19 protein-coding genes are annotated in these 21,474 nt (G+C 64.0%); 5 read left to right on the top strand and 14 right to left on the bottom strand.

Annotation, left to right across the window (positions count from 1 at the left end; all coding sequences use genetic code 11):
- Positions 1 to 131 precede the first annotated feature (131 nt).
- A complete protein-coding gene (locus tag AC57B1_RS05980) occupies positions 132 to 920 on the top strand; it encodes an alpha/beta fold hydrolase (RefSeq protein WP_496416951.1) in 789 nt (262 codons plus the stop codon).
- Positions 921 to 985: 65 nt separating this feature from the next.
- Here the strand turns inward: AC57B1_RS05980 and AC57B1_RS05975 are convergent, their stop codons facing one another.
- The 4 genes from AC57B1_RS05975 to AC57B1_RS05960 all read right to left on the bottom strand — a co-directional run bounded on the left by AC57B1_RS05975 (position 986) and on the right by AC57B1_RS05960 (position 5,146).
- On the bottom strand, positions 986 to 1,954 hold the full coding sequence (locus tag AC57B1_RS05975) for a LysR family transcriptional regulator (protein ID WP_496416950.1): 969 nt from the start codon (positions 1,952 to 1,954) through the stop codon (positions 986 to 988).
- Between the two features lie 114 nt (positions 1,955 to 2,068).
- The gene (locus tag AC57B1_RS05970; protein WP_496416949.1) at positions 2,069 to 2,872 is read right to left on the bottom strand and encodes a sulfite exporter TauE/SafE family protein; all 804 of its coding nucleotides are present in this window, start codon (positions 2,870 to 2,872) and stop codon (positions 2,069 to 2,071) included.
- 33 nt (positions 2,873 to 2,905) lie between these two features.
- A complete protein-coding gene (locus AC57B1_RS05965; protein WP_408300152.1) occupies positions 2,906 to 4,225 on the bottom strand; it encodes an NAD(P)/FAD-dependent oxidoreductase in 1,320 nt (439 codons plus the stop codon).
- A gap of 39 nt (positions 4,226 to 4,264) precedes the next feature.
- Entirely contained in the window at positions 4,265 to 5,146 is an 882-nt protein-coding gene (locus tag AC57B1_RS05960) for an MBL fold metallo-hydrolase (RefSeq protein WP_496416948.1), read from the bottom strand.
- A 318-nt stretch (positions 5,147 to 5,464) separates the two neighbouring features.
- Between AC57B1_RS05960 and AC57B1_RS05955 the strand changes: the two genes are divergently transcribed.
- The 3 genes from AC57B1_RS05955 (at position 5,465) to AC57B1_RS05945 (ending at position 9,331) form a co-directional block, all read left to right on the top strand.
- Entirely contained in the window at positions 5,465 to 6,823 is a 1,359-nt protein-coding gene (locus AC57B1_RS05955; protein ID WP_496417039.1) for a sigma-54 interaction domain-containing protein, read from the top strand.
- 342 nt (positions 6,824 to 7,165) lie between these two features.
- The gene (locus AC57B1_RS05950; RefSeq protein WP_496416947.1) at positions 7,166 to 8,110 is read left to right on the top strand and encodes a cupin; all 945 of its coding nucleotides are present in this window, start codon (positions 7,166 to 7,168) and stop codon (positions 8,108 to 8,110) included.
- Between the two features lie 306 nt (positions 8,111 to 8,416).
- The gene (locus AC57B1_RS05945) at positions 8,417 to 9,331 is read left to right on the top strand and encodes a LysR family transcriptional regulator (RefSeq protein ID WP_496416946.1); all 915 of its coding nucleotides are present in this window, start codon (positions 8,417 to 8,419) and stop codon (positions 9,329 to 9,331) included.
- Positions 9,332 to 9,379: 48 nt separating this feature from the next.
- On the opposite strand, the gene AC57B1_RS05940 is transcribed toward AC57B1_RS05945, so the two are convergent.
- The 8 genes from AC57B1_RS05940 to AC57B1_RS05905 all read right to left on the bottom strand — a co-directional run bounded on the left by AC57B1_RS05940 (position 9,380) and on the right by AC57B1_RS05905 (position 17,884).
- On the bottom strand, positions 9,380 to 9,781 hold the full coding sequence (locus AC57B1_RS05940) for a hypothetical protein (RefSeq protein WP_496416945.1): 402 nt from the start codon (positions 9,779 to 9,781) through the stop codon (positions 9,380 to 9,382).
- A gap of 84 nt (positions 9,782 to 9,865) precedes the next feature.
- Positions 9,866 to 11,545 carry an FGGY-family carbohydrate kinase gene (locus AC57B1_RS05935; protein WP_496416944.1) on the bottom strand — a complete coding sequence of 560 codons (1,680 nt, stop codon included), beginning with the start codon at positions 11,543 to 11,545 and terminating at the stop codon, positions 9,866 to 9,868.
- A 94-nt stretch (positions 11,546 to 11,639) separates the two neighbouring features.
- A complete protein-coding gene (locus AC57B1_RS05930) occupies positions 11,640 to 12,368 on the bottom strand; it encodes an SDR family oxidoreductase (RefSeq protein WP_408185527.1) in 729 nt (242 codons plus the stop codon).
- Positions 12,369 to 12,393: 25 nt separating this feature from the next.
- Positions 12,394 to 13,677 carry a sugar ABC transporter permease gene (locus tag AC57B1_RS05925; RefSeq protein ID WP_218157140.1) on the bottom strand — a complete coding sequence of 428 codons (1,284 nt, stop codon included), beginning with the start codon at positions 13,675 to 13,677 and terminating at the stop codon, positions 12,394 to 12,396.
- 14 nt (positions 13,678 to 13,691) lie between these two features.
- Positions 13,692 to 14,495 carry an ATP-binding cassette domain-containing protein gene (locus AC57B1_RS05920; protein ID WP_408185529.1) on the bottom strand — a complete coding sequence of 268 codons (804 nt, stop codon included), beginning with the start codon at positions 14,493 to 14,495 and terminating at the stop codon, positions 13,692 to 13,694.
- A 68-nt stretch (positions 14,496 to 14,563) separates the two neighbouring features.
- Positions 14,564 to 15,622: an ABC transporter substrate-binding protein gene (locus AC57B1_RS05915; protein ID WP_408483447.1), complete on the bottom strand. Its 1,059-nt coding sequence runs from the start codon at positions 15,620 to 15,622 to the stop codon at positions 14,564 to 14,566.
- Between the two features lie 79 nt (positions 15,623 to 15,701).
- A complete protein-coding gene (locus AC57B1_RS05910; RefSeq protein WP_496416943.1) occupies positions 15,702 to 16,685 on the bottom strand; it encodes an AraC family transcriptional regulator in 984 nt (327 codons plus the stop codon).
- 347 nt (positions 16,686 to 17,032) lie between these two features.
- The gene (locus AC57B1_RS05905; protein ID WP_408483449.1) at positions 17,033 to 17,884 is read right to left on the bottom strand and encodes an alpha/beta fold hydrolase; all 852 of its coding nucleotides are present in this window, start codon (positions 17,882 to 17,884) and stop codon (positions 17,033 to 17,035) included.
- Between the two features lie 126 nt (positions 17,885 to 18,010).
- On the opposite strand from AC57B1_RS05905, the gene AC57B1_RS05900 reads away from it, so the two are divergent.
- Positions 18,011 to 18,832, top strand: a complete 822-nt coding sequence (locus AC57B1_RS05900; protein ID WP_177205202.1) for a LysR substrate-binding domain-containing protein — start codon at positions 18,011 to 18,013, stop codon at positions 18,830 to 18,832.
- A 30-nt stretch (positions 18,833 to 18,862) separates the two neighbouring features.
- Here AC57B1_RS05900 and AC57B1_RS05895 read toward each other — a convergent pair whose 3' ends face one another.
- Together AC57B1_RS05895 and AC57B1_RS05890 are read right to left on the bottom strand one after the other, a co-directional pair.
- Positions 18,863 to 19,792, bottom strand: a complete 930-nt coding sequence (locus AC57B1_RS05895; protein WP_408342288.1) for a CobW family GTP-binding protein — start codon at positions 19,790 to 19,792, stop codon at positions 18,863 to 18,865.
- Positions 19,789 to 21,450: an amidohydrolase gene (locus AC57B1_RS05890; RefSeq protein ID WP_496416942.1), complete on the bottom strand. Its 1,662-nt coding sequence runs from the start codon at positions 21,448 to 21,450 to the stop codon at positions 19,789 to 19,791. Before AC57B1_RS05890 ends, AC57B1_RS05895 begins: the two co-directional genes overlap by 4 nt.
- Positions 21,451 to 21,474 lie beyond the last annotated feature (24 nt).

Here is a 21,474-nt window from a genome sequence, read left to right as displayed (position 1 = left end):
CGATCGACTGCCGATAAAAAGACGGTAATTATCAAACGGAGCGGCCAAACCTAAGATGCCTTCTTGATTCGGGTCGGACCTGATCCGATCCGCCACCGTGCCATCGGCACACCAGATCAGGGAGCATCGCAATGGATATCCGGACGAGCGGCGCGAGAATTCGCGTCAGGGAGCAGGGGGAGGGAGAACGGGCACTCGTGTTCCTTCACTACTGGGGCGGATCGTCCCGCACTTGGGACGGCGTCGTCGGCCGCTTGTCGACGCCATGCCGAACCGTTGCCACCGATCATCGCGGATGGGGTGACTCGGACGCGCCCGAGCACGGCTACACGATTGCCGATCTCGCGAACGATGCACAAGAGGTCATCGAAACACTGGGACTGCGGCGCTACATTCTGGTCGGTCATTCAATGGGCGGAAAAGTAGCGCAGTTGCTTGCGTCCCGGCGACCTGCGGGATTGCAGGGCCTGGTGCTCGTGGCGCCGTCGCCGCCTTCGCCCATGGCTCTTCCTGAAGAGCAGCGCGCGGCGATGGCAGCAGCCTATGATTCGCGCGAGTCGATCGAGTGGGTGCTGGACAACGTACTCACGGCGAATCCGCTCACGCCGGCCTGTCGTGAGCAAGTCATCGCCGACAGCCTGCGCGGTGCGCCGCAAGCCAAAGCTGCGTGGCCACGCACCGCTATGCTCGAAGACATTACTGACGATGTGAGGTCCATCAATGTTCCCGTGCTGGTGATTGCCGGCGAGTTGGACAAAGTTGATCGTGTGGAGACGTTACAGAAGGAGTTGCTGCCCCGGATTGCAGGCGCGCGCTTGCAGGTATTGCCGGGGATCGGCCATCTGTCGCCGCTCGAGGCACCCGAGGCGGTCGCGGCGGCGATCGAGAAGTTCGTGGCCGCCGAAAACGCCGCCGCATAGCTCGTGCATAGACGACGTGTCACGCGCATGCGGCGCCACGCTGAGCGGCACGCCGCTTCTGCCGCCTAGGACTTCACCCGTTTTGGCTTGTCGGAGGAACGACGCGGGCTGGCGCTACGCCGCGTCGGAATGCGATCCCACGGCGGATCGTCTCCGAATGCCGCCACCAGATGCTCGAGGAACCGGCGCACTTTGAGTGGCATGTGACGCGCGCTCGGATAGACCGCCTGGATCGTCAATTCCGAGGTGTGGTACTCCGGCAGCAGTTCGACGAGTTTTCCAAGCGCGATCTGCTCTCCAAACACGAACGTGGGTCCATAAACGATACCGGCTCCGGCGAGTGCCGCGGCAAGCAGCATCTGGGTGTTGTTGGCCGAGATCCGGCTCGGCCCGTCGATCACATGCGAACGGCGTTTCGCATCGACCAGCGTCCAGTCTCCCACGGACACAGCTTCACTGAACGTGAGCCGCGGCGCCTGCCGCAGGTCGTCCGGATTGCGCGGCGCTCCGTGACGCCTGAGATAGTCTGGGGACGCGCAGATCACCATTCGACACGGTGCGAGCCGGCGCGCGATCAACCCCGAATCGGGCAAACGCCCAATTCGAATCGCAACATCGACACCGGCTTCGAGCAGGTCGACGTATCGGTCACTCAACGACACTTCGATTTTGACCTGCGGATTGTCTTCCACAAAGCTCGCGAGCACGTCGCCGAGATGCATGGCGCCGAAAGTGACCGGAGCGGAAATGCGCAGCACGCCACCAGGGGCCCCGTGTGCATCACCCGCCTCGCGATTGGCCTCGTCGTAGGCTTCGAGGATCTGTTTGCAGCGTTGGTAATAGTTTTGACCGATGTCGGTCAGGCTCAGACGGCGCGTCGTGCGCTGGAGCAGTCTTACATTCAGTTCGGCTTCGATCGCACTCACGTATTTGCCGGCCATCGCGGCGGATAACCCGAAACGTCGCGCGGCGGCTGCAAGACTGCCTTCATCGACCGCCGCGACGAACACGCCCATGCCAGTCAACCGGTCCATTTGCTCCTCGATTCGATAGCTGGATTATCGGATGGGTCAGCATAAACGAAAATACCCAACTTCCAGCCAACTCCAGGAAACGGGAACGCAGCAACTTTGCTGCGACAGGCGAAGTCAGGCGATCGCGGCCTTCGCCATCAGCCCCAGCGCGACGCATATCAGGATGGTCGCGAAACCGAGTTGCACCTGGTGCGCCGGGAGACGGTGCGACGCGGCGCGTCCTGCGAGCATGCCCGCGCCAGTGGCGAGGCTGAACCACAGCACCACTTCGAGCGGCAGCGGCGCGCCGTGGCGCATCGTGGCGATGACACCGCCGCCGCCGACCAGTGTGATGACCAGAAGCGAGGTAGCCACGACACCGTGCATCGGCACGTTGGTCAGCTTGCGCATCATCGGCACGATGATGAATCCTCCGCCGACACCGAGCATGCCGGTCATCAGTCCGGTAACCGCACCCGTTGCCGCGAGCGCCGCGCCCGTCGCCCACGACCAGACGAGCCGGCCGGTCGCAGGGTTGACGCGCGCCACGCACAGCGCCGATTCGGGCTGCGGTGCCGGACCGCTGCGGAGTGTCTGGCGTAGCAGCCGGACCGCGACGATCAGCATCACGCTCGCAAAGAGCGCAAGCAGCAGGCGTTGTGGCAACGCGTGGGCGAGACGGGCGCCCACGGCGGTCGCTGGAATGCCGGCGATCGCCATGAACAGCGCGGCACGATATCGGACAAGCCGCTTGCGGAAGGCTTCAAGTGCGCCGACCGCGGCACTGCTCGATACGGCGACGAGCGCGACCGGCGTGGCCTGCTGCATTGGCCAGCCCATCCCGAACACCAGCGCGGGCACCGCGAGAATGCCGCCGCCCGCGCCCGTCAGACCAAGCAACGCGCCGACGATCGCGCCGAGAAGAAGTGAGATCAGCATCGATAGCCTTGAGGGTTGATGACAAGCCGCCGCTCATTCGGCGAGACGGGGATGGGCGAGCCACTCCTTGCCTTTGAGCATGCCGCGCCAATAGAGCGGCGGCAGGATGCGCTCCTTCAGCAGCCAGGCGAGCCGCGATGGATGCTTGCCGTCGATCAGCCAGCCGGGGAACGTCGGTGCGACCTTGCCGCCGTAGAGAAACTCGGCGAGCACGATCTTGCCGCGTTCGACCGTGAGCGGACACGATCCGTATCCGTCGTACGTTGCGACACCCGACATTGCGCCGAGCGCCGCGAGCACGTTGTGCGCGACGACGGGCGCCTGCTTGCGAGCGGCGGCCGCTGTCTTTGCGTTGGGCGTGTTCGTTACGTCGCCGAGCCCGTAGACGTTATCGAAGCGCTTGTGGCGCAGCGTGCTCTGGTCGACGTCGACCCAGCCCGCCGCGTCGGCAAGCGGACTGACGGCGATGAAGTCGGGCGCGGTCTGCGGCGGCACCACGTGGATCATGTCGAATTCCGTTTCGACACGTTCGGGCGCGCCGCCCGCCACCGTACGCGTGAAAGTGGCGCGCTTCGCCTCGCCGTCGATCGCGCTCAGGTTGAATCCGAAATTCAGCTTGATGCCGTAACTCTCGACGTATTTCATCAGCGCGGGCACGTAGTCGGCCACGCCGAACAGCACCGCTCCCGCGTTATAAAACTCGACGTCGATCCCGCCGAGCCTCCCGGTGCGCTGCCAGTGATCGGAGGACAGATACATCGCCTTTTGCGGCGCGCCGGCGCATTTGATCGGCATCGGCGGCTGCGTGAAGAGCGCGCGTCCGCCCTTTAGGCCCTGTACGAGGCGCCACGTGTACGGGGCGAGGTCGTAGCGATAGTTCGAGGTGACGCCATTGCGGCCGAGGGTCTGCGGCAACCCTTCGACGGCGTTCCAGTTGAGCTTGAGCCCCGCGCAGACGATGAGCTGGCTATACCTGACAACGCGGCAACCCTCGAGCACCAGCGCATTGTTCTCCGGCTCGAACGCCGCTACGGCGGCCTTGATCCGGTGCACCCTGGCCGGCAGCACGTCGTCCATGGTGCGCGCCGTCGTCTCGGGCCGGAACACACCGGCGCCGACCATCGTCCAACCCGGCTGGTAGTAGTGCGTGTCGGCCGGATCGATCACGGCGATATCCAGACCCGGCGCGCGCGCGAGCAGGCTCGACGCTGTCGCGATGCCCGCGGCGCCGGCCCCCACGATCACGACGTCGTGCCGCTCCTGTGAGACGACGAGGGGCGACGCGATCCGCCCGGCAAGGCCGGTCAGGTCGTGGCCGGCAGCTTGCGGGTTCGTGTGCTTTCTGATTTCCATTGCTTCTCCTAACTATTGTGCCGACGCTCAACGCACCCGTCAGAGCGCATTCACCGGAATCTTGATGTACGAAACACCGTTACTCTCGGGCTCGGGCAGATGGCCGGCGCGCATGTTCACCTGAACGGAAGGAAGAATCAGAACAGGCATATCGAGCGTTGCATCGCGGGCCTTGCGCATTTCGACGAAGGCCTGCTCGGGTGTTCCTTCGCGTACGTGAATGTTGTGCTCGCGTTCGTCCGCGACCGAGCTTTCGTACTGCACCGGACGACCACCCGGCTGATAGTCGTGGCACATGTAAAGGCGTGTTTGCGAAGGCAGGCTCAGGACACGGCGGATCGAGCGGTACAGGGTGGACGCGTCGCCGCCCGGAAAGTCGCAGCGGGCGGTGCCGTAATCGGGCATGAAGAGCGTGTCGCCCACGAATGCCGCGTGGTCGTCGCCGTCGCTCACGACATAGGTGACGCACGCCGGCGTGTGGCCGGGCGTGTGCATCACGCGCACTTGCAGCTGTCCCAAGGTGAAGGTTTCGCCGTCGGCGAAGAGGTGATCGAACTGCGAGCCGTCCGTGGCAAACCCATGCCCGGCATTGAAGAGCTTGCCGAACACCTGCTGCACGCGCGTGACCTGATCGCCGATCGCGATTCGCCCGCCTAGCCGTTCCTTGAGATACGGCGCGGCGGACAGATGGTCCGCGTGCACATGCGTCTCCAGCAACCATTGCACGCTTGCGCCTAGTGCTTCGACACGGGCGGCTAGCCGATCGGCCGACACGGTTCGCGTCCGGCCCGACTTCGGGTCGTAATCGAGCACGCTGTCGATCAGCGCGCATTGCTGCGAGCGCGGATCCAGCAGCAGATAGCTGATGGTCCACGTGGCGGGGTCGAAGAATCCTTCGACGATAAATTGGCTGGCTGTCATTGCAGTCGGTCCTCGTGCCGGACGGGCTGTCCAGCAACATTCGGAGGCGACTTCAATCAAGTATCGTGCCAATCGCGCCTTAGTTTCGCGCGGAGGTTCTAAATCCATGATCTACATCGATTTTTATGTGCCCCACAGCGTTCTGAATCGGCGCGCGCCAGAGCGAACGTCCAATGGCGGACTGCCACCGTCTGCCATATGGCAGTCGTGGCAGAAATGGCAGTCGGCGCGTATAGTGCTCCTTCCTCGACGAATTTCCGGTCTGCGACCATGATCCTGCCCGAGCCCTCATCCGCCCCGAGCGCTTCGTCTGATGCGATGCCCGCGCAGCCTGGCGCCCCCGAGATTGCCGCTCTCGTCTCCTATCTGGAATACGACCCGCAGCCGTCGATCGTGCTCGACCCGGACTACCGCATTCTTGCGGCCAACACTGCGTACCGGCGGCAGTTCGGGGTCGCGGGGCAGCCGCACGTTGGGCGCCGTTGCTACCAGGTATCGCACCACTACGACGTACCGTGCGACCAGGCGGGCGAGCATTGCCCGATGAAGCGGGCGTCCGAACTCCGCAGCGCGGATCGCGTGCTGCACATCCATCACACGCCGCGCGGCCCCGAGCATGTGGACGTGGAATTGCGGCCAATCTTCGACACGCGGCGCGAGATCGTCGCGTATGTCGAGCGGCTCTCGACGGTGCGCGGCGCCTCCGCGCGGCCAAGCGTAGACGGGTTGGTGGGACGCGCGCCTGCGTTCAACGAAGCGCTCGCGGCATTGCAGCGTGTCGCGCCCTCGATGTTGCCTGTCCTGCTGCTCGGCGAGTCCGGCACGGGCAAGGAACTGTTCGCCCATGCGCTGCACGAGGCGAGCGATCGGGCACAACGGCCGTTCGTGGTGGTCGACTGCTCTGGCATCACGGAGACGCTGTTCGAAAGCGAATTGTTCGGCTACGAGAAAGGTTCGTTCACCGGTGCCGTCAACCGCAAGCCTGGGCTCGTCGAGACGGCCCAAGGCGGGACTCTGTTTCTCGACGAAATAGGCGATGTGCCATTGTCGATGCAGGTCAAGCTGCTGCGTCTCATCGAGACGGGCGCATTTCGCCGCGTCGGCAGCGTGGAGACGCAGCGCGCGGACTTCCGGCTCGTCGCCGCGACGCACAAGCCCCTTGAGCAGATGCTGGCGGCCGGACAGTTCCGCTCGGATCTGTATTTCCGGATCAGCGCGTTCCCGATTCGTTTGCCCGCGTTGCGCGACCGCGCCGACGACATTCCATTGCTGGTGGATTCAACGCTGCAACGCATCGCCTCGGGGCGCGATACCGCGCCGCGCAAGACTTCGGTCGCACCGGAGGCGCTCGCACTGCTACGCGCGTATCGCTGGCCGGGCAATATTCGCGAGCTGCGCAATGTGCTCGAGCGCGCGAGCCTGCTGGCCGACGATGGCGTGATCCGGCCGGAACATCTGCCGGAGATCGTCAGGGGCGAGGTGCCGTCGGCGAGGCCAGAGCATGCCGCCTTACGCCATGCTGGTCGCACGAAGCTCACGGATGCCGAACTGGCCCGCATAGCAGCGGGTTTCGTGGGGATGCGCAGAGACCTTGCAGCACAACTCGGCATTAGCGAGCGCACGCTGTACCGGCGGCTGAAGGCTCTCGACCAGGTTGACTCCAACGGCGAGCACTAAAGAAAAGCATTGCACGCGTTGACCGTCCGCGGCATAGAAAAAGCGCAGTGCAGGCGGTTCAAATGCACGCCATCTGGCGTGCGCGCTGTGCCAGGCATTCCGGCCGCCGGGCGCACTATCAACACGAGAAACACGAAGCGAATTGGCGATCAGCGCGCGTCCCGCCAGGCAACTCTCGCCTCATCAAAAGATCACAACCGCGGTCGCTTGCCTTACCCCCAAACCTGAAAACTCATTTGCGCCGAGGGCACTACCGGCGCGGTTTGCCAGAACGTAAATTCATTTCACGACTTCGCTGCAAACACAGCGGAGCTGGCCAACCTCGATTTCAGGAGCAACAACATGCTTGATCGCACCGACGCAGCCCTTCTGGCAGACGACACCAACGTCACCGATAGCGCGCAATACTTCGAATACACCAAAGCGGCCAACCCGATTGGTGCAAAGCTGATTTCACGCGTTCCCTTCAAGACGTTCCCCGCTGACCTGTATGCCGACGGGCCGACTCGCGTCGTTGCGCTCGATCTGTCAGCGGAACTGGGTTGCGACGCGCCGGCGACCGGCCCGGGGTTGGTCGCCAACTTCGTTCGGATTCTGAAGGGGGAGCGCGTCGAACTGGACCCGCTGGCCACATCGCAGATTTTCTATGTCATTCGCGGATCGGGATCGGCGGTGCAGGGCGGACACACGATTTCATTTACGCAAGGCGCGTTCTTCTCGTTGCCCGGCGGTATCGAATCCACGATTTCGGCGCTCGAAGATGTCGCGTTGTACTACGTTACCGACGCGCCATTGCTGACTTACCTGGGAGTGGATTCGGTTTCTCCGCGATTCGTCCCGACCTTGTATCCGGCGCAACGCGCCGAGGCCGAACTGCAGAAAGTCGCCAAGGATACGCATGCCGCGCTTCGTAGCCGTATTTCCGTGCTGCTGGCCAACGCCAGTTTTCCGCAAACCCGCACGGTGACGCACGTGCTGTGGGCAATGTTCGGTTTGCTTCCCGGAAAGTCGGTTCAGAAGCCGCACCGTCATCAGTCGATTGCGCTGGACTTCATCGTTGATTGTCCGCAGGGATGCTATAGCCTCGTCGGCACGGAACTGGACGAGCAGGGCAATATTGCGGACGCCACCCGAGTCGATTGGGCGCCGGGCCTCGCGTTCGTGACGCCGCCGGGATACTGGCACGCCCACTTCAATGAATCGGACGAAGATGCCCGGCTCATTCCCATTCAGGACGCAGGCTTGCAAACTTATTTGCGCGCACTGGATATCCGCTTTGCCAAATAAGCAGGCTGTCATCGAGCAATAGAAAAGTCTCTGTCCGTCGTACTCGGCGAGCCCGTCGCGCACTTCCAGTGCGTGACGGGCTCGCCATTGAACTGATCGCAAGCCAAGGGTTTTGCACAAACGACATGGGCGCAGCCTCGGCCTTCTGCCATCTGTTCCGGCGAATGAATTCGGGTTCAGCACGCACGCCGGCGGTGTGAAGGCTGATATCGTAAGCTACCCTGCATTGACAGTGCGTGCCGGCTGAAACGCCCAGATTCGATTGAAGGGCGCCGCGCCCAGCCGCAGTCCACTTTGGATTTCCACATGGATTACTTCGCAGCAGTCCGGACATTCGTGCGCGCAGCCGAACTGGGTAGTCTCACTCGCGCTGCCCAGGAGTTGTCTATCAAGACGTCGACCGCGTCGCGACATTTGAACGAACTCGAAGCCGATCTCCGCATTGCGCTTTTTAACCGGTCGACTCGTGGGCTCTCGCTCACGGAGGGCGGCAAGGTGTTCTACTCGCGCGTCTCGGAGGTGCTCACTCAGTTGAAGGATGCCAAGGACGCAACGTCGTCGCTCAACCAGAGTCCTTCCGGGGTGTTGCGTGTGACGCTGCCTGTTTCGTTCGGGCGGAAACACGTCGTGCCGCACATCGGCGAATTCATGGACCGGTATCGCGATATCGATATCGATGCAATTTTCACGGACGACGTCCTCAATCTCATCGAGTCACAGGTCGATCTGGGCATCCGCATAGGCGCGTTGCAGGATTCGTCGCTAATGGCCCGCCGTCTCGCGCCGCACCGCGAGTTGGCATGCGCGGCGCCGGCGTATGTGAAGGCGAGCGGCGCACCCGTTACGCCCGCTGCGCTGAAAGATCACGCTTGCCTGATGTTCTCGCGAACAGCGGGGAATGTCTGGTACGTGAGGCCTCGGGCAGACACGGCGTCCGAGTGGCAGAAGGCGAGCGCGAGTGGCCGCCTCACGATCGACGATACCGATGCATTGCTTGCAGTCACGTTGGCTGGAAGAGGGATCGCCCTACTGCCCAGCTGGCTGGCGGACGAAGCACTCGGCGACGGTCGTCTCACACGCATATTGCCGGACTGGGAGATCCGTTCGTCGCGCGAAGAAGCTTCGATCTGGGCGGTTTATCCGAGGAAGAAAACGGTGTCGTCCAAGGTTCGGTCGTTTATCGACTTTCTCGCTGAAAAACTTGGCGAGACGCCGCACTGACATACCACGACCTGTGGGAATCGTCAGCGCCTCGCGCGGCGAGTGCAATCACTCCTCGCATTTCACGTCCTTCTTTTGCACGACGATAATCACCGGATACGTTCCCCGGTCCAGTTCGACGCGCGCGACCACGGCCATCGTCGTACTGTCGATATCGTCGTACACGCTGACTTTTTCATTCCGAAGGCTCGTGATGCCGGTGCAACCCGACGCGCGCCCTTCGTCGGAGACCTTGCATTGGATCGGGTTGTCCGCGAGGAAGCGATATCTGTCTCTGTCCGGGGTCGCCAGGTATTCGCGAAAGCTCTGTGCCGCCCCACCGATGCCGGTGACATACCCGATCGCGCACTCCAGTTTGGGCGTTTCGCTACCCGCGGGTGTTTCGGCGTTCGTCGTCACGCTCGCGGCCGCGATGACGACCGCGAGTGTCGATGCAAGGAGGTATTTCATGGCGCATGTCACGGTTGTCGGATCGAAGTGCTGGATTGTAAAGGCATCTCGCCCAACGCGGCGCCACCGTCGCCGTGGGTAGGTCTAGCGGATCTCTCTGGCCACGCTTTGCAGCTTCAGGAAGGCGCGATAGCGCGCCTCGTGCAGTTGCGCGATGTCGCTCGCGCCCGGTTCGTAGGTCTTGCTGATCTGCGACATCCTCGCCATTGCCGAGCGCACGTTATCGAACTGGCCGCCTGCCACGCCGCCCAGCATGGCGGCACCCAGCAGCACGGGCTCTTCCGCCTGCGTGGCGAGCACGGGTTTGCCCGTTGCATCCGCGAGCAGTTGCCGAACCAGATCGAGCCGCCCAGCGCCGCCGCTGATCACCACCCGCTCGATCGGCGCACCCGCGTTGGCCTGCGTTTCGATGATCTGCCGAAGTCCGTAACCGATACTGCACAGGCCCGCAATGTAGAGGGCGACGAGGCTGTCCAGGTCGTCTTCCATTCCAAGGCCCGCAATCACGGCCCTTGCGTGCGGGTCGGCCAGCGGAGCACGGTTCCCCAAGAACTCCGGCACGACATGCAGGCCGCCGGCCAGCAACGCGGTGCCTGACACACTATCGGCCGACTGCACGGCGAGGGCGGCGAGCAGGGCCGGCAAGGACTGGCCCTCGCGCTGCGCGCGAAGCCGTGCGTCGGAAGACGCGGGATGCATGGCAAGCAGTCGTTCGATGGCCGCGCCGGCTACCGATTGGCCGCCCTCGTTGAGCCAGGCATCCGGCACCATCGCCGAAAAATAAGGTCCCCACACGCCGGGCACGAAGACCGGACTGCGGGTCGTGGTCATCGTGCACGACGAGGTGCCGAACACATAGGCGAGACAGGACTCAGGGTCGCCATCGGCGCCGACCGTGCCGATGCCACCGGCATGGGCGTCGATCACGCCCGTGGCGACCGGCGTTCCGGTTCGCAGGCCGAGTTGCGCGGCGGCGTCCTCGGTCAGGCCGCTGCCCAGCGGTGTGCCGGGATCGACGACGCGCTGGCCGATGCGCGCAAAGGCTTCGTCCGCTAGCACGCCAAGGCCGACGCTGCGAAAGTAGCTCTCGTCCCAGCGCCGCTCGTGCGCCAGATAGGTCCACTTGCAAGTGACCGTGCAGGTCGACCTGGCCAGATCGCCGGTTGCGCGCCAGGTCAGGAAGTCGGTCAGATCGAAGAACTGCCAGGCCGCCGCGAAGACGCCCGGCCTGTTCTCGAGAAGCCACAGCAGCTTGGGCGTCTCCATTTCCGGCGAGATCTTGCCGCCGACATAGTTCAGCACTTCGTGACCCGTCGCGTTGATGCGCTCCGCCTGCGCCACGGCGCGGTGATCCATCCAGACGATGATGTCGCGCTCGGCCTGCTCCGAGGGGCCCACCGGCAATGGCTGGCCGCCCGCGCCGAGCACGACGAGCGAACAGGTGGCGTCGAAGCCGATCCCGGCGACCTGAGCCGGCGACACGGCGGCCTGCGACAGCGCGTCTTTCACGGAATCGCAGACAGCCGTCCAGATTTCGCCACTCGACTGCTCGACGATGGAACCGCTCGCATGGAACAGCGTGATGTCACGCCTGGCCGACGCCACCATACGGCCGGCGAGGTCGAAGAGTCCGGCCCGGGCACTGCCCGTGCCGACGTCCACGCCGATGACATAGCGCGCGTCGCGCGCGCTGTCCGCCGGGCTGTGGGTCGCACTGTGGGGCGATCTTTGACTCGCGCCGGAAGTCGGGTTCTCTGAGGTCATAGCTTGCTGCCTGCTCACTATCGCGTTAGGGGTTAGGGGTCGCGTTTCTGAAGGACGGCGGGCGGCCACAGCGGGCCAGCCCGGGTCGAGCGTTTCACAGATCGACGTTGTTCGGCAGGATCACGAGATCACGAATGGTCACGTTGCCCGGCCGCGTCAGCATGAAGAGTACGGCATCGGCGACCTCTTTGGGCTGCATCAGGCTGCCCGAGGCAAGCGCTTCATCCATCTTCGCTTTCGGCCAGTCGTCGAGCAGGGCCGTCACGACCGGGCCGGGCGCCACCGCGCCGACCCGCACGCCATGCTTGGCGAGCTGGCGGCGCGTCGTGTGAACGAAGGCCTGCACCGCGAATTTGGATGCCGTGTAGATCGGTTCCCAAACCACCGGCACGATCCCGGCGATCGAACTGGTGAAGATTATGTCGCCCGATTTCTGCGCGACCATGTGCGGCAGCACGGCGTGGACCGAGCGGAACGCGGCATTGATGTTCAGGTTCAGCACGCGGTCCCATTCGTCCGGATTGCCGTCCACCACATCGCCGCCGACGTACGCGCCGGCATTCGCATGGAAGATATCGAGGCCGCCCGCGAGTGCGAGGATTGATGGCAGCAGCGCGTCCACTTCCGATGGCTGCAGCAGATCCACCACCAGTGGCAGCGCGTTCGGCCCCAGTTCCGCGCAAAGTTGTTCGAGTCTCTCCCTGGCACGGTCGATCAGTACTACCTTCGCGCCTTGCGCGATCAGTACGCGCGCGCACTCGAGGCCGATGCCCGATGCCGCGCCCGTGATGGCGGCAACCTTTCCCTTGATGGATTCAGTCATTCGCTGTTCTCCTGGATTGCTGGAATTACGCGCGGCCATGCGAGACGCGGGACTGCCGGGCAAGCGAGTCGACGATCACCGCGATCGCCAGCACCGCGCCGGTGATCATGAAGCGCAACGAGGACGACAGGTTCAGTAGCGTCAGGCCGCTGGCGATCGACTGGATCACGATGATGCCCAGCACCGCTGAATACGCGCTGCCGCGGCCGCCGAACAGACTCGTGCCGCCGATCACCGCCGCGGCGATCGCGTTCAGGTTCACGTCGCCGCTGCCGGCCTGCTGACTGGCCGAGGCGAGCCGCGCCGCGGTCAGCACGCCGCCGAGCGCGGCGAGGCTCGCGCACAGCACGAAGGCACTCGTGTAGATGGCGCCGACCTTGATGCCGGCCCGCCGCGCGGCCTCGTGATTGCCGCCGACCGCGTGCATCGAGCGACCCCAGCGGGTTCTCTTGAGCGCGTAGTCCATCGCGACCGAGAGTCCGAGGAACACGCCGAACATCAGCGGGACGCCTCGCCCCTGGTTGAGATAGGCCACCACGGCCTCCAGAAGAACCGTAATGGCGAGGGCGCGTGCGAGCAGGCTGCCCACCGAGGGCGCGGAGAGCTGGGACGCGCGGCGGCGCTCGCGCGTGCGCAACCCGAGCGCCAGCATCACCGCACCCGGCGCCAGTGCGAGGAGATACGAAATCACGGCCGGGATGATGATGAGCTGCCCAAGATTCACTATCGCCGAACCGTAGGGCAGGTTGATCGAACCGGTCGCGCCGAGCACGTACAACTGCATGCCGAGGATCGCGAGCAGTCCGGCCAGCGTCGCCACGAAGCTCGGCATGCCGAGCCGGTTGAGCAGCAGCGCGTACAACGCGCCGATCAGCGCGCCGACGGCGATAGCGGCGACGATAGCCAGCAGCACCGGCCAGCCGTGATTGACCCAGAGCATGCCGACGAGCGCCGAAGCGAAGCCGCTCATCGAGCCGACCGAGAGGTCGATCTGTCCCACCATCAGCACACAGACGATGCCGAGCGAGATCACGCCCACCGTCGAGCAGTCGAACAGCAGATTGACCAGGTTGTCGGCCGAGAGGAACACCGGATTCAGGCTGGTGAACACGGTCCAGATGATGATCAGGCCCGCCACGACCGGCAACGAACCGAGATCGCCCGAGCGCACCCGTTCGACGAACTCGGAAACGGTGCCGCCGATCCCGGTGGCGTGCTTCACGCGGATATCGCTGCGGTCGAGCAGCGTGGACGGTTGCGGCTCGCCTTGCGGCTCACGCTGCGGGGCGCCTTGCATTTGATTGCTCATGATGGTTCCTTGGTTCAGGCACCCTGCTCGGACTGGCGCCGGCCGGCGCGGCGCGACACGGCGTTTTCGGTCGCGCCGGTGATCGCGGCGACCAGTTCCTGATTCGACGAGTCGGGATAGAAGACACCGTTGTTGCGGCCGAGCCGCAGCACCACGATGCGGTCCGCGACGGCGCGGACGTCCTCCATGTTGTGGCTGATCATGATGACGGCGTGGCCGCGGTCGCGCACCCGCTCGATCAGGTTCAGCACCTCGGCGGTTTGGGCCACGCCCAGCGCCGCCGTGGGTTCGTCGAGCATGATCAGCTTCGGGTCCAGCAGCAGCGAGCGCGCGATCGCCACGGTCTGGCGCTGCCCGCCCGAGAGCGAGGCGACCACGTCGCGCACGCTGGGAATGCGCGCCGACAGTTCGTTCAGAAGCGTCCAGGCTTTCACCTCCATGGCCACTTCGTCGAGGCGCAGCGGATTCAGTTCGCGCCCGAGATAGATGTTCGCGACGACATCGAGGTTTTCGCACAAGGCGAGGTCCTGGAACACCGTGGCGATGCCCAGATCGAGCGCCGCGCCCGGATCGGGCAGCGTGACTTCCTTGCCGCCGAAGGTGATGGTGCCGGTGCTGGGTTGATGGACTCCGGCGAGCACCTTCACCAGGGTTGATTTGCCGGCGCCGTTGTCGCCCACCAGGGCGACCACTTCGCCGGCATGCACGTCGAGCTCGATGTCCGTCAGGGCCGAGACCGCGCCGAAGTGCTTCGAGACGCCGCGCAGGCTCAGCACCAGTTCGCCGCGCCGGGATCGTGTTGTGGCCTGATCAGTCATGGGACGGATACCTCAAGGAGAGTTGACGGACCCGGCACGCGCCGGGTCCGTCCGGGGCTTGCGCCGGCTCAGTACGTGATGCCGAGCTTCTTGCAGCCTTCGGCATAGCGGTCGGTGCACAGATCCTTGCCGCTCGCGAAGCCCTTGTCGACGACCTCCGCCTTGAGGTTCTTCGCCGTGATGACCGCCGGCTTGAAGAGCTGCGACGGCGTATTGAACAACGTGGTTTCACCCTTCGGCGTCTGGCCGGACAGGAAACCGACCGCCACCTTCGCCGCCGCCGCCGCGACGATCTCGCTCGGCTTGAGGATCGTGTTGTATTCGTCGCCCGCGATGATCAACTGCAACCCCGCGATCGTCGCGTCGTTGCCGGTCACCGGCGGCACCGGATTGACGCCGGCTGCCTTGAACGCCGCAACGGCCCCGCCGCCCGTGCCGTCGTTGGCGGCCACTACGCCGACGATCTGCGAGCCGAAGCGGGTGATCTGTCCGCTGACCCATTGCTGGGCCTTCGGCGGAGCCCAGTCCGGCGTGTCGTACTCGGCCAGCGTCTTGTAGCCGCTGCCCTGCAAGCCGGCGTGGATGCCCTTCTTGATCAGCCCGGCCGCGGCGTCGGTCGGCGAACCGTTCACTTCGAGCACGCCGCCCTTGGTGGTCGGCACGCCCGAGTCTTTCAGGTGCTGGACGAGCGACTGCGCAATGGCCTTGCCGATGCCTTCGTTGTCGAACGACACGTAGTAGTTGGCCGGCGTGGAGGGCACAGGCCGGTCATAGGCGATGACCTTGATGCCCTGGCCCTGCGCCATATGGACGAGCGACGCCGCGGCCGTCGAGTCCACCGGGTCGAGCACGATCACCTTCGCGCCTTGTGCGATCACCGAGTTGAACTGCTGCTGCTGCGTCGCGACGTCGGCGTTGGCGTTCTGATAGAGCACCTTGCAGTCGGGGCAGAGCTTGCTCATTTCGGTCTTGAAGCCGGGGAAGTCATGTTGCTCGTAGCGCGTCGAGGCCTGGTCGGGCATCAGGAACGCGACCGTGCCACTTGGCGCAGCCAAAGCAGCGGTGCTGCCCAGCAAGCTCAGGCTCAGGGCGCTGGCGCCGATGAGTTGGTTCGAAAGTCTGGTCATCGCATGTCTCCGTTTTTAGAAAAATTCCGGCGAAGCTGCTGCCGTGTTTGGGCCTGGGTGAGCCTTCTTGTGAAGTTCGTCAGTTGGGCGGGGCGTGTCCGGCGAGGCGCCGGTCATGCGCGATGTCGGACGATTCGGTCGCGCTGGCCGCATTCAGTTGCTGATAAGCCCGCCATCGCGAGGGCGACATGTTCTTGAGCAACAGGAACTGACGGTTGAAATTCGAGAGGTTGTTGAATCCGACCTGGTAGCAGATATCGGTGATAGTCAGCTCGCCTGACATCAGCAACTGGCACGCGAGATTGATGCGCAGCCGGTTCACGTACTGGACGAAGGGCACGCCGGTGTGCCGGCGGAAAGATCGCGAGAAGGCGCTGACGCTTTGTCCCGAGAGTTCGGCCAATTCCGCTTCCCGTAACGCTTGTGACAGGTTCTTGCCGATATACGAGAGCACGTGATTGATGTGCGTCTCGGCATAACGAGCCGGGTCGGCGCGATAAGCGGCGCTCGCCAGCTTCGCGGGCTCGACGCTGTGCACGAGCAGGTCGAACAACGCGAGAAACAGCGTGATGCGCCGCATGCCTTGCGCGTTCAACATTTCGCGCATGATCGGCTCGGCGGCGGCGCCCGATTCCGCTGAGAACAGCACACCCCAGCGAGAAGCATCGAGCAACGGCTCCACGCGCCTGAGTTCGGGCAGAGCCTGAATGGCGCGCGCGATGAACGCGCCATCGAACTGCACGATAAGACAGCGCTCATCCACCCGATCGCCGCGCGGCACATTGCTGACCCAGTTGTGCGGCAGGTTCGAGCCCACCATCACGAGATTGCCCGGCGCGAAATTGCCGATGTAATCGCCGACGAAGTATTTGCCCGTGGTCGATGTGATCAGCTGAATTTCGTATTCAGGATGGAAGTGCCAGCGCACCGTGCGATAGGGATAACCATGCGACCACACCTTGAACGACTCATCGCGCGGTACGGCGACCAGTTCGAGATCCGGCGGGACGATTTTGGCGCAACGGGCGTCCGCATGCGCGGCGGCGCCCAGAGTGGTGTGCATCTGTCTTCCTCCTGAGCCGGCCTATTCTTTTGGGCGCGGTTCGCGCACAACGCATTGCACCTGGCTATGAGAGGAAGTTAATCCTGCTGAGGAGATGCCGCCACTGAAAATCGGGCCGCAAACTGATACTTAATTGCATTCGGGTAAGTCCGTACAGCGACGCCGCGTGGAAGAACGGCGCGGGTTCGCTGGCCGCGGAGAGCGGCTCTTTATCGGCAAATGCGTCGGCAAATGCGTCGGCAAATGCGATCGGCGAATGCGATCGGCGAATGCGATCGGCTGAGGAGGTGCGCGGCGAGCCGCGCTCCGACGCGAGGGGAGCGCGTCGGCGAACATCCGCAATGGAATCAGAAGCTGACGAACGCCTGCAGGAGCCGGTTGAACGCGCCGGCATTTGAGACATTCATGCCGTGCGACGCACCGGCAATGGTTTGCCTCTCCGCATAGCCGATCCATTCAGCGAGCTTCTCGACGTTGTTACGGAACATGCGGGGGCTGCGCTGCCCGTCGATCAGCAAGGTCCGGCATTTCACGTCGCGCGCCGCCTCATGGGAATAGGCGGGCAGGGGATCGCGGAACTGCTTGGGGAGCGTGTCCGCATTGTCGATCGCCATGGTGCGGAAGGACGCCGGACTCTTGCGCCATGATCCGGGTGCGCTCACCGAGTCGACGAAAAGCTCCAGTCCCGCGTCGATTTCCCGGCTCTCGATCAGGTCGGCGACGCGCGCACGCAGCACGTTGGTCGCGGGCGGCAGCGACGCCTCCGCCGTGCCGTCGATCTGCAGCGGGCCGCCCGGGTCCGCGAGCGTCAGCGATTTCACCAGCCGTGGATAGTCGCGCGCGACATGGAACGCCACGCAGCCGCCCCGCGAATGGCCGACCAGATGGACGGGCGCAAGGCCGATCGCCTCGATGAACTCGGCCAGTTCGGCGACGTGCGTTTGCCAGCCGAACTCGCCCTGAATGCAAGCCTCGTTCGCGGGCCAGTAGTGGCTCAGGCTCACCGAGATGCAGCGGAAATGCTGCGACAGTGCCGCGGTCTGCGCGCTCCAGTAGCGATAGTCGCAGAGCGAGCCGTGCACGAAGACCAGCGGCTCGCCCTCTCCGCACTCGACATACGGCACGCAGATGCCGGATGCGATGGTCGCAAACGACAATTCCGGTACGGCAAGCACTGAGAAATCGGTACGGGCGTTCATTGACTGGCTCCTTTGCGGTCACTATGCCCGATGTCACTGTCTTAGAAAATCGCGTAAAATTGATCGAATCTATTCACTTTTCTGATACCAAGCCCATTGAAAGCGCTCGACCTGGACGTGATGACCATGATCGTGGCTGTCGCCGACACCGGCAATATCAGCCGGGCGGCGGAAGTCGTGCATCGCTCGCAGTCTGCGGTGAGCATGCAGATCAAGACGCTCGAGAGCGCGCTCGGCAAGCCGCTGTTCGTACGCAAGCCGAGAAATGTGGTTCCGACGCAGGACGGCGAAGTGCTGCTGACCTACGCCCGCCGCATGCTCGCCTTGCGCGAGGAGGCGTGGGCCGCGGTGGTGCGGCCTGACGTGACCGGGCGAGTGAGCATCGGCGTGCCGGACGACTACGCGTCGTCGCTGCTGCCGCCGATCCTGAAGAAATTCTCCGCAAGCTATCCGAAGGTGGAGATTCAGGTGGTCGGTTTGCCGAGTGTCGCATTGGCGCCGATGGTGAAAGACGGCTCGGTCGATCTGGTGTGCGCAACGCGAGTGAAGGGCCTGTCCGGCGAGTTCATCCGGCTCGAGCCGATGGAGTGGGCAGCGGCGCCGAGCGCCGATGAAATCTGGCGCGAACGGCCGCTGCCGATCGCCGTGTTTCTGCCGGGCAGTGTGGCGCGGGAAAATGCCATTCGCAGCCTTGAACGCGCGAAGATTCCCTATCGGACCTCGTATGAAAGCCCGAGTCTGCTCGGCCTGCTGTCGATGGCCGAAGCAGGACTTGCGATTGTCCCCCTCGCGCGATGCGCGGTCCCGGCGCATTTCACGTTGCTCGGGCGTGCGCACGGCTTGCCCGAGATTCAGGCGCTCGAAATGGTGTTGGCGCGCAGCACCGCTTCGAAGCGACCGCCGTGTGATTTTCTGGCGGAGAAGATCGTTTCGGAGTTGAGGCGGTAGGTGCACCGGCGGTCTGCTGCGCTTCCGGGATCACGTGGCGATTTCCGCGCCCTTGAGAGCGGCAGTCGCCTCCGCCTGGTCTTTCGGATCGAACATGCCGATCAGCACGATCTGCGACTCCTCGCTGGTCCGGGCAGAGGACGCGCTGATCATCACGCGATTGCCGACCACATGCAACTCATGCAACGCGCCGTCACTCTCCAGACGGACGAACCCCTTCGCGCGCAACAGCTTCGCCGAAAAACCTTGCAGCGCTTCCTTGAGCTTCTTCCGGTTCAGGCACGCCTGGGTGGCGAACGAAAAGCTGCACAAGTCTCGCGGCATGGGAGAGGCGTGCAGCGATAGCGCGGGGGTGTCACGCGCAGGCGTCATATGCTGGTCGAAGATCAGACCGGGCGGCACGGCGGCGTGCGTCGCCTGCACCATGACGCGGCTGCGCGAGAGCGCTTCGACGCGCTCCGCGACCGCCCGGCGCGAAGGCCCGTCGAGCAGATCCATCTTGTTCAAAACGATGGCCGTGGCGCCCTCGATCTGCCGCTGCGCAATGTCGCCGACATAAGGATCGGCCAGCGTTGCTTCGATGCGCTCCGCGTCCACGAGCACGACGATGCCGTCCAGACGAAACGCGCGATCGAGCAAGCCGATCTGTGCGATGCGGAGCGGGTCGGACACGCCGCTCGCCTCGATGATCAGCAGATCCGGCGTATCGGGGCGCGCACTCACGGCGAGCAGCGCCTCGACCAGCCGGCCGCCGATCGAACAGCAGACGCAGCCGTTCTCCAGATTGATCACGTCGCCGGTGCGCTGGCGAATCAGCGAAGCATCGATATTGATCGAGCCGAAGTCATTGACGAGCACGGTGATGCGCCGCGATCCGGCGTTGCTCAGAACATGGTTGAGCAGTGTCGTCTTGCCGGCGCCGAGATAACCGCCGATAACGACAAGTGGAATCGCGCTCATCCGGCCGGCGCCTGGAAGATCCGGCCGCCGAGCACCGTGCCCCACACTTCCAGTTCCTTGAGACGCTGCGGCGCGACCTCGGCAGGATCTTCCGCGAGCACCGCGAAATCCGCGAATTTGCCGACTTCGATACTGCCCACCAGATGATCCATTTTCAGCGTGTAAGCGGCGCCGAGCGTGATTGCGCGCAACGCGTCGGCAATCGGCACGCGTTCGTTCACACCGAGCACGCGGCCTGACGACGTCTCGCGCTGCGAAGCGCACCACGCGGTGAACAGTGGATTCAGCGGCGTAATAGGCGCATCGGAATGAAACGCGAACGGAATGCCCAGGCGGCGCGCGGACTCCGCCGCGTTCATGCGATTCGCGCGGTCCGCACCCATGGTTTGCGTATAGTGCGCATCGCCCCAGTAGAAAATGTGGTTCGAGAAAAAATTGATGCACAGGCCGAGGCTTTTGGCTCGCGCCAGTTGACTCGCGTCGGCCATCTGGCAGTGCTGCAGCGTATGCCGGTGATCGCGGCGCGGATGGCGTGCGAGAAGCTGCTCGAACGCGTCGAGCACGAGTTGGGTCGCTTCGTTGCCGTTGGTGTGAACGTGAAGTTGCAGGCCCGCTTCGTGAAATGGCGCGAACACCTCGACGAACTGGCTCGGCGGAATCAGCCATAAGCCATTGGGCTTGCCGTTCAGATAGCCGGGCCATTTCAGGCGCGCGGTGAACCCTTGAATCGAACCGTCGACGATAAACTTGACGGGACCGAACTGCAGCTTAGGCGTGGCGGTCCGCATGGCGGCGAGCACCTGTTGAGCGCCGCCTTCAGGACTGCGTTGCGGTGCGAACGCAGGCACGATGCGCACCGGAAAATCCGCATTCGCGGTGACTTCGCGCAGGTTGCGATTGCCCAGTTCGGAGAAGTCGTTGACCAGATCGGTGGCGGTCGTCACGCCCGCGAGTTGGGCGACCCGGCCGAAATTCCAGATGGCGTTCGCGCTTTCGCTCGCGGCGATCGAGAGGCCCGAGCCGATCACGCGGTAGACCGGAAACATTGCCGCGAACTCCTGCAACTCGCCGGTCGGCTGGCCGCTGTCGTCTTTGTCGATGCCGTCGATATCCGTTTCCTCGTCGATGCCCGCGCGAGACAGCATGGCCGAATTGACGTTCATCAAGTGAACGCTCGCATGCAGGATCACGATGGGCCGCTCGGCGGACACCGTGTCCAGTTCCCGCACGGTCAGGCGAGCGGTGCCGAAGAAGATGGGATCGAAGCCCCAGGCGAGCAGTGCAGCGTCTGGGGACGTCATCTCCGCCTGGGCCGCGCGCAGGCGTTCGATCACGGCGTCCAGCGTCTTCAGGCCCGGCCAGCGCCGGCCATCGGGGCCGCGCCGGTCGTAGTAGCCGACATAAACGGCGTCCCACATCGCGCCTTCCATCAGATGGCAATGGCCTTCGACAAAACCAGGCATCAACACTTTGTCGTTGAAGGTGTCGATGATTTCGGCGTCGCCCCATTGCTGCACATCCTCTGCATCGCCAACCGAGAGGATCCTGCCGTCGCGAATCGCGACGTGTGTCGCGTAGGGCTGCATGGGATTCATCGTCACGATTTTCTTCGCGACGAACACCTGGGTCGTCGGGCGCTTCTCTTCTCGTTGAGTCATAGGGCTATGATCGAAGTTCGTTCA

It is taken from the genome of Paraburkholderia sp. BGA-UO-ETr-F21, from assembly GCF_059567925.1.
Note: the sequence above shows the minus strand (reverse complement) of the source record. Positions and strands in the feature narration are given on the sequence as shown.

Coding starts and splice junctions, on each gene's coding strand:
- AC57B1_RS05980 (WP_496416951.1), top strand. CDS start 132: ATGGATATCCGGACGAGCGGCGCGAGAATTCGCGTCAGGGAGCAGGGG.
- AC57B1_RS05975 (WP_496416950.1), bottom strand. CDS start 1,954: ATGGACCGGTTGACTGGCATGGGCGTGTTCGTCGCGGCGGTCGATGAA.
- AC57B1_RS05970 (WP_496416949.1), bottom strand. CDS start 2,872: ATGCTGATCTCACTTCTTCTCGGCGCGATCGTCGGCGCGTTGCTTGGT.
- AC57B1_RS05965 (WP_408300152.1), bottom strand. CDS start 4,225: ATGGAAATCAGAAAGCACACGAACCCGCAAGCTGCCGGCCACGACCTG.
- AC57B1_RS05960 (WP_496416948.1), bottom strand. CDS start 5,146: ATGACAGCCAGCCAATTTATCGTCGAAGGATTCTTCGACCCCGCCACG.
- AC57B1_RS05955 (WP_496417039.1), top strand. CDS start 5,465: ATGCCCGCGCAGCCTGGCGCCCCCGAGATTGCCGCTCTCGTCTCCTAT.
- AC57B1_RS05950 (WP_496416947.1), top strand. CDS start 7,166: ATGCTTGATCGCACCGACGCAGCCCTTCTGGCAGACGACACCAACGTC.
- AC57B1_RS05945 (WP_496416946.1), top strand. CDS start 8,417: ATGGATTACTTCGCAGCAGTCCGGACATTCGTGCGCGCAGCCGAACTG.
- AC57B1_RS05940 (WP_496416945.1), bottom strand. CDS start 9,781: ATGAAATACCTCCTTGCATCGACACTCGCGGTCGTCATCGCGGCCGCG.
- AC57B1_RS05935 (WP_496416944.1), bottom strand. CDS start 11,545: ATGACCTCAGAGAACCCGACTTCCGGCGCGAGTCAAAGATCGCCCCAC.
- AC57B1_RS05930 (WP_408185527.1), bottom strand. CDS start 12,368: ATGACTGAATCCATCAAGGGAAAGGTTGCCGCCATCACGGGCGCGGCA.
- AC57B1_RS05925 (WP_218157140.1), bottom strand. CDS start 13,677: ATGAGCAATCAAATGCAAGGCGCCCCGCAGCGTGAGCCGCAAGGCGAG.
- AC57B1_RS05920 (WP_408185529.1), bottom strand. CDS start 14,495: ATGACTGATCAGGCCACAACACGATCCCGGCGCGGCGAACTGGTGCTG.
- AC57B1_RS05915 (WP_408483447.1), bottom strand. CDS start 15,622: ATGACCAGACTTTCGAACCAACTCATCGGCGCCAGCGCCCTGAGCCTG.
- AC57B1_RS05910 (WP_496416943.1), bottom strand. CDS start 16,685: ATGCACACCACTCTGGGCGCCGCCGCGCATGCGGACGCCCGTTGCGCC.
- AC57B1_RS05905 (WP_408483449.1), bottom strand. CDS start 17,884: ATGAACGCCCGTACCGATTTCTCAGTGCTTGCCGTACCGGAATTGTCG.
- AC57B1_RS05900 (WP_177205202.1), top strand. CDS start 18,011: ATGATCGTGGCTGTCGCCGACACCGGCAATATCAGCCGGGCGGCGGAA.
- AC57B1_RS05895 (WP_408342288.1), bottom strand. CDS start 19,792: ATGAGCGCGATTCCACTTGTCGTTATCGGCGGTTATCTCGGCGCCGGC.
- AC57B1_RS05890 (WP_496416942.1), bottom strand. CDS start 21,450: ATGACTCAACGAGAAGAGAAGCGCCCGACGACCCAGGTGTTCGTCGCG.